This is a genomic window from Bradyrhizobium uaiense, assembly GCF_010811875.1.
GTDB classification, from domain to species: domain Bacteria; phylum Pseudomonadota; class Alphaproteobacteria; order Rhizobiales; family Xanthobacteraceae; genus Bradyrhizobium; species Bradyrhizobium uaiense.
The window spans coordinates 1-12,900 of record NZ_VKHP01000100.1; the positions used below are offsets into that span (position 1 = coordinate 1).

The following is a 12,900-nucleotide window of genomic DNA, read 5'->3' on the forward strand; positions in this document are numbered from 1 at the left end:
TCGCCGGCGCAAACGTCGCCGACAGCGCGAATAGCGCCAGCCCGATCGGCTGTTTTGCCTTTGGCAGCAGGGTGATGATCAGCGTGAACGCCATCGGGATCAGCACGCCGCCGGTGAAGCCCTGCACTGCGCGCAGCGCGATCATCTGCGGCAGGTCCTGCGCCAGCGCGCAGGCCGCCGAGAACACCAGGAACAGGACTGCATTGGTGAGCAGATAGATGCGTACCGAGAACACCTGGGCGAGCCAGCCGGACAGCGGGATCACCACGATCTCGGCGATCAGATAGGAGGTCGAGATCCAGCCGCCATCATCGATCCCGGCGCCGATCGCGCCCTGCACGTCGGCGAGCGAGGCGTTGACGATCTGGATGTTGAGCACCGCCATGAAAGCGCCGAGCGTGGCGCCGATCACCGCGACCCAGGTCCTGATCGGGATCGCAGGCGTCGCCGATGTTGCGGGGGCGGGGACGTTGGTTGCATTGGCTATGGGCTGGAGAGCAGTCATCGGAGTGTTCTCTCGCTTACACGCACAGAACGTACACTAGAAGGTAGTTTCGATAATCCGGGACCGACTGGCAGGATTGTCCTCGCCAATTGATAGTCGCATTGCGGAGGCATCGGTGGCTGAATCATCGTTCGCGACGTGACGCTGTGGCTCGTCTGATTGGGTGGGGCGATGGTGAGGTGAGCACGGCACCTCTGCCGCGCGTGGAGGCTCTCTCCGCGAGTCATGTTTGTGGAGAGAGTCCCTGCCCGCATCGCATCTGCGATGCAATGCGGCCTAAGAGCGAGCTTCGCTTGTCTCGACCCGCCGCAAGCGGGAAGCGAGGAGGGATCGCGTCGAGGCAGTCGATAAAAACGTCTAGGCACTACCCGCCGTTTGCCCGCGTAGCCGACGCCATGCGCCGCTTCTCCTCACGGTCGGCCAACACGGTTGCCTTGGTGTTGACGGTTGGGATCGCCGACATGCCCGGCCGCAGCAGGCCGGTCAGGCTGTGATCGTCGAGCACGATCTTCACCGGCACGCGCTGCACGATCTTGGTGAAGTTGCCGGTGGCGTTGTCGGGCGGCAACAGCGCGAATTCGAGGCCGCTGGCCGGCGACAGGCTGTCGACATGGCCCTTCAGGGTGGTGCCGCGAAAGCTGTCGACGGTGAGCTCGACCGGCTGGCCGTTGCGCACATGGGTCAGCTGCGTCTCCTTGAAATTGGCGACCACATAGACCGCGTCCAGCGGTACCACCGCCATCAGCTGGGTGCCGGCTTGAACATATTGTCCGACGCGCAAGGTGCGGGCGCCGACCGTGCCGTCGACCGGCGCGGTGATCCGGGCATAGGACAGGTTCAACTCGGCCTGCTGCTCGACCGCGCGGGCGCGATCGACTTGCGCTGCGGCCTGGGCGCGCTGCGTGGTCAGCACGTCGACCTTGCGCTGCGCCGCCGACAGCGCCGACTTCGCGTGCTGCAATTGCGCGGTGTTGGCGCGCAGCGCCGCATCGGTCTGCTGCGCGCGCTGAATGGTGCCGGAGCCGGACTTCATCAGTCCGTCGTAGCGGGTCTGCTCCTCCTGGGCGAATTTCAGATTGGCGTCGGCGGCGGTGACGTCGGCGGTGCTCTGGTCGATGATCGGCTGCTGCAATTCGAGCTGGGCGTCGAGGTTGCGCACCGAGGCTTCGGCGGCGTTCACATCGGCCTTGGCCTGGCCGAGCGCGGTGCGGTAATCGCGGTCGTCGATTTGGGCTAGCACCTGGCCGGCCTTCACCGGCTGGTTGTCGGTGACCAGCACCTGGGCGATGTAGCCCGATACTTTCGGCGCGATGATCGTGGAGTCCGCTTTCACATAGGCGTCGTCGGTCGACTCGAGGTAGCGGCCGGTGGTGACGTAGTCGTAGCCAAAGTCGCCAGCCACGGCGATGCCGAGCAGGGCGGCAAGTCCGAACGCTGTCTGCTTGACCGTCTGCAGCGACCGGTGGAGGCCGATTTTTGTCTGTTCTTGAGGGGCATAAGTGGCGGTCGACATGCTCTTCTCCTGGTGCGGCGCTCGAATGATGGAAAATCCTTCCGAGGGACAAGCGGCAGCCTCGGTCTTGGCGGGCGTGCAAATGAGCCCGCGAACCTCATACTCCTTGCTCCCCGGGGGCCGGCGACCGAGCCGCCGATATGGCCGCTGGGGCCGGCTACGTAGATTCCGTTGCTGCGTTCCGTCCGTCATAGGTCGGATGGTCGGTGTAGCCTTCCGCGCCGCCGCCATAGAAGTGCGCTCGGTTGGCGGTGGTCAGCGGCCAGTTGTTCTTCAGGCGCTCGACTAAGTCGGGATTGGCGATGAACGCCTCGCCGAAGGCTGCGATGTCGATCAGGTCATCCGCAATGAGTTGTTCGGCACTCTGGCCGGTCATGCCGCCGGCCAGGATCAGCACACCCCAGTAATGAGTGCGGAACTTGGCGAGGAAATCGGGAGGGAACGCGAAACTGCCCTGCGACCTCTGATTTATCAGATGGACATAGGCAAGATTGCGCTTGGAAAGCTCGTCAGCGAGGTAGAGGTAGGTTTCCTCGATCTCCGGATACTTGGCCATGTCGAACAGGCTGCTATAGGGCGACAACCGAATAGCACTCCGCACGGCACCGATGCGCGCGATGACTGCGTCGATCGTCGCCAGCAAGAAGCGCGTGCGTCCCTCTAGCGTGTCGCCACCGAACTCGTCTGTGCGGTCATTGACCGTGGGATTGAGGAACTGCTCGATCAGATAGCCACTGGCCCCGTGCAACTCGATGCCGTCGAAGCCCGCCTCGACAGCATTGGCGGCAGCATCGGCAAAGTCGGCAATCACGCCATAGACCTCGCCGGTGGTCAGTGCCCGCGGCGACGATACGTCGACCGCGCCGGGCGTCCCGTTCTGCGTCAGGCCCCAGGCTAGCGAATTCTTGGCGACCTGGTCCGTGGAGCTGACCGGCGCGATTCCGCCAGGCTGATTCGACACATGGCTGACGCGGCCGACATGCCAGAGCTGAGAGAAGATCGCACCCCCCTTCGCATGAACGGCAGTTGTCACCTGGCGCCACCCAGCCACCTGTTGCGGCATATAGAGCCCGGGGATGAACAGGTAGCCTTCGGAGGTTGGGGAGATAGGCGTGCCTTCGGTGATGATCAGGCCGGCGTCGGCGCGCTGACTGTAATATACGACATTGAGATCATTGGGCACGCCGTCTGGGTTACGCGAACGGGTCATCGGCGCCATCGCGATCCGGTTGGCGAGCTTGCGCCCGCTCATGGCGAACGGTTCAAATAGCTTGCTCATGTTCCTCTCCGCTTTGTTGGCGTGGACGCAACAATCAATTAGCGAAACGGATGAGTAACTGCCCAAGAGCGATTGACGTGACTGAAGAGAAATTGCTGAAAACCGCGCGCCGGCCCCACGCGCGCGGGTCGCGCCGCTAAACCGCTGAGCGCCGCGACGAAAGCGATGGGCGATGACGAGGAGATCCGCCTTTCGATTCGAGAGTTGCTTCCGTTTATTGGGAATCGATCCGGCTTTGATCGCGGGGATTGCCTATTCCCTAACCGGGAAGCACCGACCTGGTCGGCCAAATCAAGCTGCCACTCAAACTTGAGATGGGCGAGTTGAGCTTCGCGAGAATAAGTCGCTCGAACTCTTTGAAGGCAATCGCGCGGTAAGTGCTGACACTCGGCGACTTCAAACGCTGCCTCCATTCCTGTTCGTCGTGCAGGTGCCTGCTTTGCAGTCAGTCGACGCTCAAGATTTGTGCGAAAAGCAAAGCCCAAACGACTTGAGCTTGGTATGCCTGGAGCGCGTCCTCTCATCCTCATGCGCCTGGTGCCGGCTGACAGATTTCCGTAGCCGCCACTTTCTACATCGTTCAAGTTTGCCGAACGGTAAGTCCTGAGATCGACTACTTCCCTAGACGACGGTTGTACTCCGAAGATGGCTATACGGCCATTCTGTCATAGTTCAAATATTCGGGGGACGCGAATGACACTAGAACTTCAGCGGCACGTGCAGAACGATGGGAAGAGCTCCTCTTACATCGACGAGGTTATCAGAGGTCGACGCGCAAAGCGCGGCTTCACCGACAAAGCCGTTTCTCTCGAAACGGTCAAGGAGATCCTTTCGATAGCTAGGTTCGCCCCTAGCTCGAGCAATACCCAGCCGTGGAAATGCTACGTATTGACTGGTAAGGCCCGTGAACGGGTCGTTGCAGCCGCGGTGAAAAATTTCAATGACAACCATGATAAGCTGATGCCCGAGTATCCGTTCTTTCCGGAACCACTTCACGAGCCATATCTGTCGTGGTTCACCAAGTTTCGCGGCCAGCTTGGCGACGCACAGGGCGTGGAGAGAAGCGACAAGGAAGGTCGCCGCCGCGATGTGGCGAGACAGTTTAAGTTCTTTGGTGCTCCTGTTGGTCTGATTTTTACGATGGATCGGCGCTTGGTCCCGGCAAGCTTCATCTGCTACGGTGGTTTTCTTCAGACAGTAATGTTGGCGGCGCAGGCTCGCGGCCTTGATACGCTTGCTCAACAGATTTGGTCTCTGCAGTACCTAGTGCTGCGCGAAGAGCTCGGTATTCCTGAAAGCGACATGGTCGTGTGCGGAATGTGCATTGGCTACGCTGATAATGGCTTGCCTGAGAACAATATGACGCTGGACAAGTTCGGGCCGGAGGCATTCGCAACATTCCTTGACGGCTAGAACGTCACCCCGGAGACTGGGTACGGACTACTATGAAGTAGTCTCCTTTTCGATAAGTGGTACCCAGCCTTCGGTGGATCGTACGTTGTCCAGCCATCTGAGAATTTCGGGATATCGATCCATCCGATACCCGCCCTCTGCCGCTAGGGATACGTAGGCGAAAACTGAGGTATCGGCGATCGTGTAGCTATTGCCAACCAGCCAGCTTCGATTGCCAAGCCAATTCTCAAGCTTTTGCAGGGCGCCGTATCCGTCCTTCTGCCGGTAGGCGATCTCATCCTTCATCTGGGATGCTTGGCCGCGAAGATTGTAAACGCGTGGGAACGCGATGGCCTTTTGAAGATCAGCTTGCTCGAAAAACAGCCAACTGAGGACCTCCGTCCGCTCATACAGGTCGACGGGGAGAAAGCGCGTTCCTTCCGCCAAATGCATCAGTATGGCGCCGGACTCCACGATGGGGTGCCCGTCTTCCAACACGAGGACGGGGACTCTTGCAAACCGGCTGATCGTTTCGAAACCCGGTTGTTGGGTATCGCCTCGAACCAAGTCCAGAGTAATTCTTTCGTACTCGAGGTTCAGTTGAGAAAGCAGGATTCGAGCCTTCCAGCAGTTTCCAGATAGCAGGCTATCGTAAAGACGAAGCATGGCTCTCTCCAACGATGTTCAGTTCAACGCAGAATACGAGCTACTTTTGTCGCGAGACAAGCGGGAAGTCATGGCAGTTGAGGTGAGATTGGCTCGTGTTTATAGTGGCCTAAGCCGACGTGCTGATCTAAGCGTGTGGACTGTTAGCTCGTCGGCTTGAGGTATACATCAATCATTTTGCGCCATGCTTGATCTCAAGGACGTGTTCTATTTTGTCCAGGTGGTTGACAGAGGGGGCTTCACCTCTGCGAGTAGATCGTTGGGTTTGCCGAAGTCCACCTTGAGCCATCGAATAAGAGAGCTCGAGGGGGTGCTAGGCGTGACTTTGCTGAATAGAACGTCGCGCCGTTTTGGTATGACCGAAGTAGGTACGCAGTTCTATCACTACGCACAGACGCTGTTGCAGACTGCGGAAGTTGCGGAGGAGGCAGTCCGCCAGAGGGCAACCGAGCCGAGCGGCGTCATCAGAATGACGACAGCTGTCGAAATAGCCCAGTTTGCATTGAAGGATCTCATACCGATATTTCTTAAGAAGTATCCGAAAGTGCAGATTGTTGAGATTACCACTGATGCCCTGGTCGATATCATCGCTGATGGCTTCGACGTGGCACTGCGCGGCCATACCGCTCCGCTGCAGAATTCGTCTTTGGTCCAGCGGGCCATCGCACGTGCACCATGGTACTTGTTCGCCGGACCTGGATATCTGGATGCCAGAGGCGCGCCTGCGACCCCAGAGGAAATTGCGCAACATGATACGATCTCGATCGCAAAGACGGGTTCTTCAAATCTGGTATTGACTGGGCCGAACGGCCGCAGATGCATCGTGCAGACAGCGCCTCGTTTCCAGAGCAATAACCTTGTTGCTCTGAAGGAGTCGGCGTGTGCCAACTTGGGCATTGCCGCATTGCCAGGGTACATCTGCCGAGACGAAATTGCGGCGGGAAAGCTGAAGCAGATACTGCCACGCTGGATCGCTGCCGACGCCCGCCTCTCGGCGCTTATCCCGTACAAGCGCGGCCTTCTTCCCGCGGTTAGGGCTCTAGTCGATTTCCTGGCGTTGGAGATACCGCATGTGACTGCATTCGAGCCGGCACCTGCGGAAGATGCTCCCTCAAAGGCTGGCGGCAAGCGGTCGACCTGAGCGTTTCGTCTCCGTCCAACAAATTGAACGCTAAGTCCGCTAGCGAGCATCTTCATGTCTGTCGGTAACGCTGCCATGCTTAGTGAAGGGTAGAAACGCCGTATCGGCGGCAGCAAGCGAGCACGAGGATTAAGATGAACAACATGATTATCGGCGGCGTCAATAACCAGGTGTTCGTCGCTGCAAATCTTAGTCGAATTGAGCATTTCTATTCGACGTTTCTAGGTCTGCCGGTCGTGAAGCGCACGGTCCATCATTTGGATCCGCGATTGCCAGTCATTACGTTCGGGTTTCAATCCTTCAAGGGTGAGCGCAAGCGTGGTCACACCATCAGCTACATCGAGTGGAATCCGATTTTCTATATGATGCCGCAAGCTGGGTTCATGGATGCAGAGGCGGTCGCCGCGGGCGTAACGTCGCCGCGGGTTGGGGATCCGAAAGGGCGATGGGGTGCTGGTACGAACCATCATTTAGCTCTTCACGTGCCGACAAGAAATGGCCTTTTGAAGTGGAAGCGCAGACTTACCGATCTGGGTGTTCATGTCACAGGACCCTACAATCGCCACTACTTTCACGCGATTTATTTCCGTGACCCCGATGGCGCGATTATCGAGATCGCGACCACTGAACCTGGATTCGGTCACGACGAAGCCGTGCTGGGATCGGGATTCCGCCCCCAACCAAAGGAAAACCTGATCGGCGGTCGCGACGAGGTGCTCATGGCTGCCGAGACCTGGCCGCGTCCAACCCCATCCGTTACGGATGATTTTGCCCTGCGCGGTTTCCATCACATTACGTCGATCTCGTCGAACGCTGAGCGGACAGAGAAGTTCTTCGTCGAGACTGTTGGTCTTCGATTGATCAAGAAGACCGACTATCTGGATGAGCGGGGCGGCACGCACTACTACTATGCTTGTGACGACGACCTCTCGCCTGGCTCGGTCCTGACCTTCTTCGGGCTGCCGGGATACTCCGCAGGGCGTTTGGGTACTGGGCTGTCGCACCACTTCTCGTTGGAGGTAGAGAATGAGGCGGCCCTTGCGCATGAGCACGAGCGTCTGAAGCGTGCTGAAGTAGACGTCTCGAATGTTTACGACAGTCTTTACAGTAAGCTCTTCTACTTCCGAGACCCTGATGGACACATCTGCGCACTCTCGACCCCAACTCAACTGACGATCGATGAATCCGTTGAGGAGCTCGGGACCAAGCTGTGCTTGGCGCCGGATTTGGAAGATCGTCGCATTGAGATAGAGCGGAACATCGCGCTGCGTCCAGCACCTGTGCCGATTCCTCAGAATTAAAGGAGCTGGCGCCGTGCCGAAGTCGGGCTCGCTTCGCTCCGAAGACGCAAGTAACGGGGCTATCCTGCGGTGCTTGCCGCAGGATACCTTGCGATGGGGGGTTGGTGTCGTCGACGCTGTCCTTGGGGATCTGGCCGACGCGGGCCTCGAGCGGCCGATGATTTTTACGGTTGAGCCGCTGCTGTTCTCGACCACTCGCGTCATTCTTCCGCAACTTCATGATGTCTCCGGGGTTCACTCCGATTTCCCACCCCATGCTCCCGATACGGCAATCGAGAGAGCGCTCGACCGATGCATCCGTGCGGGCGCCCGGTCGATAATCGCTTATGGCGGCGGTTCAGTATTGGATGCGGCTAAGGCTGTTTCGCACTTTCATTGGCTTCGCCATGGACATCATCTTCCGATCGTCGCTCTACCGACGACCCTCTCCGGATCCGAATTCTCCCACTATTTCGGCGTCACAGAGACGTCCGGCGTGCGGCCGTTCAAGCGAAGCTACGCTGAGCGCGCGACTGTTCCGAAGATTGTGCTGATGGACCCGAGCCTCCTTGTTCATACGCCCCGCGCGTTACTCCTATCATCTGCCATCAAAGGGCTCGATCACGCCATTGAAGGCATGCGCCAGGTTGACGTCGATCACCCCCACGCAATCATGGCGGCGGCCGGCGCCAACAAGTTCTTCGACGTGCTGGAGCGTTGGCCAAGCGACCTGGAAACTGACGAAGCCGTTCAAAGAGGAGCGATCCGTCTGGACGATTTGCTGCAACTCCAACTGGCGGCGTGGCAATGCTATTTTTATCCGGCATCCGTCGTCTACGGTCTCAGTCATCGGATTGGCCACATTTTGGGTGGTACGTTTGGATTTCCGCATAGCGTAACTTCATGCATAACCCTCGCGCCAGTCATTCGGAGCTGTGAAGCGCGATATGGCAGCAAGCTACAGCTATTCAACGCGCCAGGGGAAGCTAATCCGGGGCTAGCGCTGGCCGCGAGGATAGAGCGGCTCGTTTCGTGCCTTGGGCTACCCAATCGACTACGATCATTTGACATAGGTCTCTCGGCGCTTCCAGAGATCGCCGATCTTCTGCGGACGAACTACAAGAGAGAGGTCGCAGATCTTGGAGAGGACGCCGATCGGAAGCTCGATACTCTGCTGAGAAGCGTGTGGTGAACGAGGATGACTTCGTCATCCATCGTCGAGATGCTCGCTGGGCTGAAGGCTGGCACGGTAACTTCGGCTCAACTCGTGCAGGCTGCTCTTGAAAAAGCGAGGCGCAGCGCAACAGAATTGAATGCGTTTGCCACGATCGACGAAGATGCGATCTGTTCTGCAACAGAAAGTGACCAGCGGTACGCGAAAGGCGCGGCGAGAGAGCTTGAGGGGATTCCAATCGCTGTAAAGGACGTTATCGATACCGCTGACATAGAGACCCGTTATGGATCAGCCGCTTACATCGGTAACCTCCCCAAGGCCGATGCGCGAGTAGTGCGACATCTGCGGAAAGCCGGTGCTGTTATCATTGGCAAGACGACGACCCACGAATTTGCCTGGGGTGTCACCACATCAAGTGACACGTTCGGAAGTACGCGCCATCCACAGGACCCAAAGCGTATTCCGGGCGGTTCGAGCGGAGGGTCGGCCGTTGCGGTCGCCTACGGCGTGGTCCCAGCCAGCATCGGTACCGATACCGGAGGCTCAGTTCGAATTCCGGCCGCACTTTGTGGGGTGATAGGGCTAAAGCCGACGTACGGCGCTCTCCCAACCGAGGGGGTATTTCCGCTCGCTCCCACGCTCGATCATGTCGGTCTGATTTGCGGAAACGCTGAGGATCTCACCATATTTGCTCGGGCATTAGGCATCAAACCGCAACTGCACGTCAGCGGACGCGACGCCAAAGTGAAGGGAACGATTGGTATCCTTTCCGTGCCAAGCGATGTCCCAGTAGACCGGGATATTGCGAGAGACCTTTCTACTTTCACTGAAGCGCTGCGGCGCAACCATCGAGTTGTCGAGGTCAACGTACGCGTTGACGAGGCTTATTCGATCTTTGCTAGCCTGGTGCTAGCGGAGGGAGGTATGACGCATTTTTCGCGCAACTCCTCGCAACTTATTTCTGAAAGCTACGGCAGGGAAACGGCCGCGAGGCTTGAGCGCGCCCGTATGCTCAGTATCGACGATTTCGCCAGGGCTCAAGAGGCGAGGCAGAGATTTGCGAAGAAGATGGCGCTGCTCTTTGAGCAAGTCGATCTTCTCATTCTGCCGACGTGTCCTTGTCCTGCCCCTTTGATAGGAGCCAACGATGTTCAGATCGGAGCGTGGCGGGGCGACATCCGAAAAGCACTCATGACCTACACAGCGCCGTTCAATCTCGTTGGATATCCCGCAGCAACTCTTCCGTTACCACGTAGCGCGGATGCCTTGCCGGCAGGCCTGCAGATCGTAGGTCGTGGCGGCGAGGATCACGAGGTGGTCAATGCTGTGGTGCAGTTTCAGAAACTTGCTCTCGAGCTCAAATATGGTCATTAATAGCGTGATCTGACCGCTGATCGACGGCCTAGTCAGAAGAAGCGATGGTCGTTCATTTGGGTCGAAGACACACGCCTGGCGACGGCTCACCAATAAACTGAACACCGGCGCCTTCCAGCGCGCGTCGGATCTTTTCGACCGTCTCAAACTGAGCGTTGATGGCGCCGGTCATTCTCTCAATCCGGCGGATAGTAGCGATGCCAACTCCGGCGGCGACTGCCAACTCGAACTGCTGCCATCCAACAAGACAACGCGCAGCTTTGATTTGGCGTGCCCAGATGAGCATTCACTTGTACCTGCGATCCATTGTGTCAGCGAAGCGGGCGGTAGCAATGCCGGTCGTTGGCGAAGCACTTGCGACAATGGCGGCCTCGCATCCTAGAAGGGTTACTGGTGGCTGGCGCATCTGCGACTTGCTTTGAGCTGCTGAATCGATCTTCGGCTATTCCAAACCAGGCATTCAACGGCGGTGCGTAGCGCTCGATAAGATCAAGTAATTTGAAGGGAACAGCGGACATGGCTATTCCCCTCAACTCAAGCGGTCTGGTCAATCCTTGGCCTTGCCGACGGGGCAGCCGGCTGGAGGATCGCCGATGAACGTCCTGGCGGAAAATAGTTCTGGAAACGGAATCTCTTCGAGCGTGGGTGTCAGCCACTCAATTCCGGACACGCCGAAATACGCGTTCCGCGAGCCCAACGTGCGTCGGGTCAGCATCAGGTGGCGATACTTCCAAGCTGTGAACTCCTCGGCAATGTCAGCGAGCTTCTCCCCTAAGTTCTTGAGGTCGGGCCGCTGGTCATAGGCAATCTGCCACGCACGTTCGACCTCGGGGCTAGGCTTGTAGGGTTGAGCGAAGTCGCGCTGGAACTGCGCTGGAGGAATAGGAAGAGCTTCACGGTGCAGGAACGCCAGTACGTCGTCGTAAACGCTTGGCGCGTTAAGTGCTTCGTTCAGCTGCTGCCATCTGCGCGGCTGCGGCTTGAAGTGCTCCAAATGCTCAACCTGCTTTATCCCAAACAGGTAGACCATGTGCCTGTATGTCCAACCTTGAAGGGCGGTGTCGCGACCAAATGTAGCTCCGGCCGCACCCAGCATCGGAAGGAGGTCAGCAGGGGTTAGCCATGACAGGGACCGCCACGTGGCATTGAGCGGTTCATGCGCGTCGATCACCCGCTGCAGGGCTTGCTGCGCCTTCGCTAGGTCATTCTGTCGAAGACTGCTTTGAGCCGTTTGAAGTTCGCGAACAATGAGCGCCCAGTAGAGTTCCATTACTTGGCAGTTGATAATAAACGAATACTCGCCAGGATGGTCGCTTACCGTTCTTTGAAGCGTGTGCAGCACGTCCGTCTGCAGCCACATGCTATACGGTGTTTGCTCAAAGCGATCCTTTTCGGTGATCTGGACGTTCATCGTGTTGATGCTCCATTTTGCAAGAGTCAGAATCGAACGGCACTAGGCAATTGTGGACCTGACGATACCAGCAGATATTGGGTCACGAGCAGGCGCCGATCCATCGATTGAGCGTTCCCGCCTCATTGTCGAGAGCGCCCAATTCTCAAATCCATGTTCGGGGCGTTTGCTACTCGTTGGAAAGAGGCCTGCGGTTAAACGCACCGTCTAAAGTATTGAACGGCGGCCCACGCTTTCGATCCGGTCGCCCTGAGCGTCTCCCGAGGCTGCACGGGGTGCAGACGCGGGCGGCCGGATCTATCCTTCAAGAGTGTCTACCTCAGGGACTAAGGCCAGGCTTTCGCCCAGCTAGGCCGCGGCCGCAGCTAATTCGGCATCGAGCCGTTTGGCAAAGTCAGCAAGGGTTGTCTCGCCTTGATCGACGGCGAGAGTCTTGACGGCAAGAACGATGTTTACATCGGTGATGCCTATAAATCCGAGGATCTGCTTGAGATACGAGCTGGCGACGTTGGCTGATGCGAAAGGCGCCCCCGGAGAAAAGTCGCCACCAGTCGTAAGAATCACGGTCGCTTGCTTACCTTTCAACAAGCCTTCATAGGTGGTTGAGACCGTAACACCGACACGTACGACCTGGTCGATGTACGCTTTAAGGATCGCCGGAATGGAGAAATTGTACATCGGCGTTCCGATGACGATGTGGTCCGCAGCCTTAAGTTCTTCAATCAACTTGTTCGATACTGCCAGGTTCGCGGCGACTTCTGGTGAATGTAGATCCGGCGGGGTAAAGGCGGCACCGATCCATGGAAGGTCCACAAACTGTAGGTTTGACCGCGCAAGGTCGCGATTAATGACTGAAGCCTTCGGGTGCCGGCGGGTCCATTTCTCCACAAACTGAGCAGTCAAAAGGCGGGAAGCGGAGTGTTCAAAGCGTGGACTAGCTTCAATTACCAAGAGACACGTCATTTCTTAACTCCAAGGCTGTTGAGAAGTCAGCCGTCTAACGAGGTTTAGTGCGGCAGCTGATCGCCACTTCAGACGTAAATGCACGCCGGGCGGGGCGGGAAGCCGCGTGTTGTCGGACGCATCGTTCGAGGACTAGGACGATGGTGCGCGATGGCCTTCGTCTTCGTGAAGGATCGTCCGATATCTTGGACGCTTGGTCCTA

Annotated in this window: 12 protein-coding genes; 5 read left to right on the forward strand and 7 right to left on the reverse strand. The window is 58.0% G+C overall.

Translation table 11 applies throughout. The annotated features are described in order from the left end of the window. The 3 genes from FNJ47_RS22875 to FNJ47_RS22885 all read right to left on the reverse strand — a co-directional run. Nucleotides 1-505, reverse strand: a 505-nt coding sequence (locus FNJ47_RS22875) for an MFS transporter (protein ID WP_163157134.1), incomplete at its 3' end; no start/stop codon positions are given. A gap of 364 nt (nucleotides 506-869) precedes the next feature. Continuing rightward, nucleotides 870-2,018 (reverse strand): HlyD family secretion protein, encoded by a 1,149-nt coding sequence (locus tag FNJ47_RS22880; RefSeq protein ID WP_163157136.1) that lies wholly within the window; start codon nucleotides 2,016-2,018, stop codon nucleotides 870-872. 157 nt (nucleotides 2,019-2,175) lie between these two features. Then, the gene (locus tag FNJ47_RS22885; RefSeq protein WP_163157178.1) at nucleotides 2,176-3,297 is read right to left on the reverse strand and encodes an alkene reductase; all 1,122 of its coding nucleotides are present in this window, start codon (nucleotides 3,295-3,297) and stop codon (nucleotides 2,176-2,178) included. Between the two features lie 693 nt (nucleotides 3,298-3,990). On the opposite strand from FNJ47_RS22885, the gene FNJ47_RS22890 reads away from it, so the two are divergent. Further along, the gene (locus tag FNJ47_RS22890; protein ID WP_163157138.1) at nucleotides 3,991-4,710 is read left to right on the forward strand and encodes a nitroreductase; all 720 of its coding nucleotides are present in this window, start codon (nucleotides 3,991-3,993) and stop codon (nucleotides 4,708-4,710) included. A gap of 30 nt (nucleotides 4,711-4,740) precedes the next feature. Here FNJ47_RS22890 and FNJ47_RS22895 read toward each other — a convergent pair whose 3' ends face one another. Then, nucleotides 4,741-5,355 carry a glutathione S-transferase family protein gene (locus FNJ47_RS22895; protein ID WP_163157140.1) on the reverse strand — a complete coding sequence of 205 codons (615 nt, stop codon included), beginning with the start codon at nucleotides 5,353-5,355 and terminating at the stop codon, nucleotides 4,741-4,743. A gap of 184 nt (nucleotides 5,356-5,539) precedes the next feature. Between FNJ47_RS22895 and FNJ47_RS22900 the strand changes: the two genes are divergently transcribed. The 4 genes from FNJ47_RS22900 to FNJ47_RS22915 all read left to right on the forward strand — a co-directional run bounded on the left by FNJ47_RS22900 (nucleotide 5,540) and on the right by FNJ47_RS22915 (nucleotide 10,324). Beyond that, on the forward strand, nucleotides 5,540-6,496 hold the full coding sequence (locus FNJ47_RS22900; protein ID WP_163157142.1) for a LysR substrate-binding domain-containing protein: 957 nt from the start codon (nucleotides 5,540-5,542) through the stop codon (nucleotides 6,494-6,496). A 134-nt stretch (nucleotides 6,497-6,630) separates the two neighbouring features. Continuing rightward, nucleotides 6,631-7,797 (forward strand): VOC family protein, encoded by a 1,167-nt coding sequence (locus FNJ47_RS22905; protein ID WP_163157144.1) that lies wholly within the window; start codon nucleotides 6,631-6,633, stop codon nucleotides 7,795-7,797. A gap of 13 nt (nucleotides 7,798-7,810) precedes the next feature. Beyond that, complete coding sequence (locus FNJ47_RS22910; RefSeq protein ID WP_206685341.1) at nucleotides 7,811-8,968, forward strand: iron-containing alcohol dehydrogenase; 1,158 nt, start codon at nucleotides 7,811-7,813, stop codon at nucleotides 8,966-8,968. A 6-nt stretch (nucleotides 8,969-8,974) separates the two neighbouring features. Further along, nucleotides 8,975-10,324: an amidase gene (locus FNJ47_RS22915; protein WP_163157146.1), complete on the forward strand. Its 1,350-nt coding sequence runs from the start codon at nucleotides 8,975-8,977 to the stop codon at nucleotides 10,322-10,324. 52 nt (nucleotides 10,325-10,376) lie between these two features. Here FNJ47_RS22915 and FNJ47_RS22920 read toward each other — a convergent pair whose 3' ends face one another. From FNJ47_RS22920 to FNJ47_RS22930, 3 genes are all read right to left on the reverse strand, one after another. Continuing rightward, nucleotides 10,377-10,610, reverse strand: a complete 234-nt coding sequence (locus FNJ47_RS22920; protein WP_163157148.1) for a helix-turn-helix domain-containing protein — start codon at nucleotides 10,608-10,610, stop codon at nucleotides 10,377-10,379. A 261-nt stretch (nucleotides 10,611-10,871) separates the two neighbouring features. After that, nucleotides 10,872-11,735: a tryptophan 2,3-dioxygenase gene (locus FNJ47_RS22925; RefSeq protein WP_163157150.1), complete on the reverse strand. Its 864-nt coding sequence runs from the start codon at nucleotides 11,733-11,735 to the stop codon at nucleotides 10,872-10,874. Between the two features lie 348 nt (nucleotides 11,736-12,083). Beyond that, nucleotides 12,084-12,698, reverse strand: a complete 615-nt coding sequence (locus FNJ47_RS22930; protein WP_163157152.1) for an FMN-dependent NADH-azoreductase — start codon at nucleotides 12,696-12,698, stop codon at nucleotides 12,084-12,086. Nucleotides 12,699-12,900: the final 202 nt, after the last annotated feature.

What these genes read in the sequence shown, in the direction of transcription:
- FNJ47_RS22880 (WP_163157136.1), bottom strand. Translation starts at nt 2,018, where the DNA reads ATGTCGACCGCCACTTATGCCCCTCAAGAACAGACAAAAATCGGCCTC.
- FNJ47_RS22885 (WP_163157178.1), bottom strand. Translation starts at nt 3,297, where the DNA reads ATGAGCAAGCTATTTGAACCGTTCGCCATGAGCGGGCGCAAGCTCGCC.
- FNJ47_RS22890 (WP_163157138.1), top strand. Translation starts at nt 3,991, where the DNA reads ATGACACTAGAACTTCAGCGGCACGTGCAGAACGATGGGAAGAGCTCC.
- FNJ47_RS22895 (WP_163157140.1), bottom strand. Translation starts at nt 5,355, where the DNA reads ATGCTTCGTCTTTACGATAGCCTGCTATCTGGAAACTGCTGGAAGGCT.
- FNJ47_RS22900 (WP_163157142.1), top strand. Translation starts at nt 5,540, where the DNA reads ATGCTTGATCTCAAGGACGTGTTCTATTTTGTCCAGGTGGTTGACAGA.
- FNJ47_RS22905 (WP_163157144.1), top strand. Translation starts at nt 6,631, where the DNA reads ATGAACAACATGATTATCGGCGGCGTCAATAACCAGGTGTTCGTCGCT.
- FNJ47_RS22915 (WP_163157146.1), top strand. Translation starts at nt 8,975, where the DNA reads ATGACTTCGTCATCCATCGTCGAGATGCTCGCTGGGCTGAAGGCTGGC.
- FNJ47_RS22920 (WP_163157148.1), bottom strand. Translation starts at nt 10,610, where the DNA reads ATGCTCATCTGGGCACGCCAAATCAAAGCTGCGCGTTGTCTTGTTGGA.
- FNJ47_RS22925 (WP_163157150.1), bottom strand. Translation starts at nt 11,735, where the DNA reads ATGAACGTCCAGATCACCGAAAAGGATCGCTTTGAGCAAACACCGTAT.
- FNJ47_RS22930 (WP_163157152.1), bottom strand. Translation starts at nt 12,698, where the DNA reads ATGACGTGTCTCTTGGTAATTGAAGCTAGTCCACGCTTTGAACACTCC.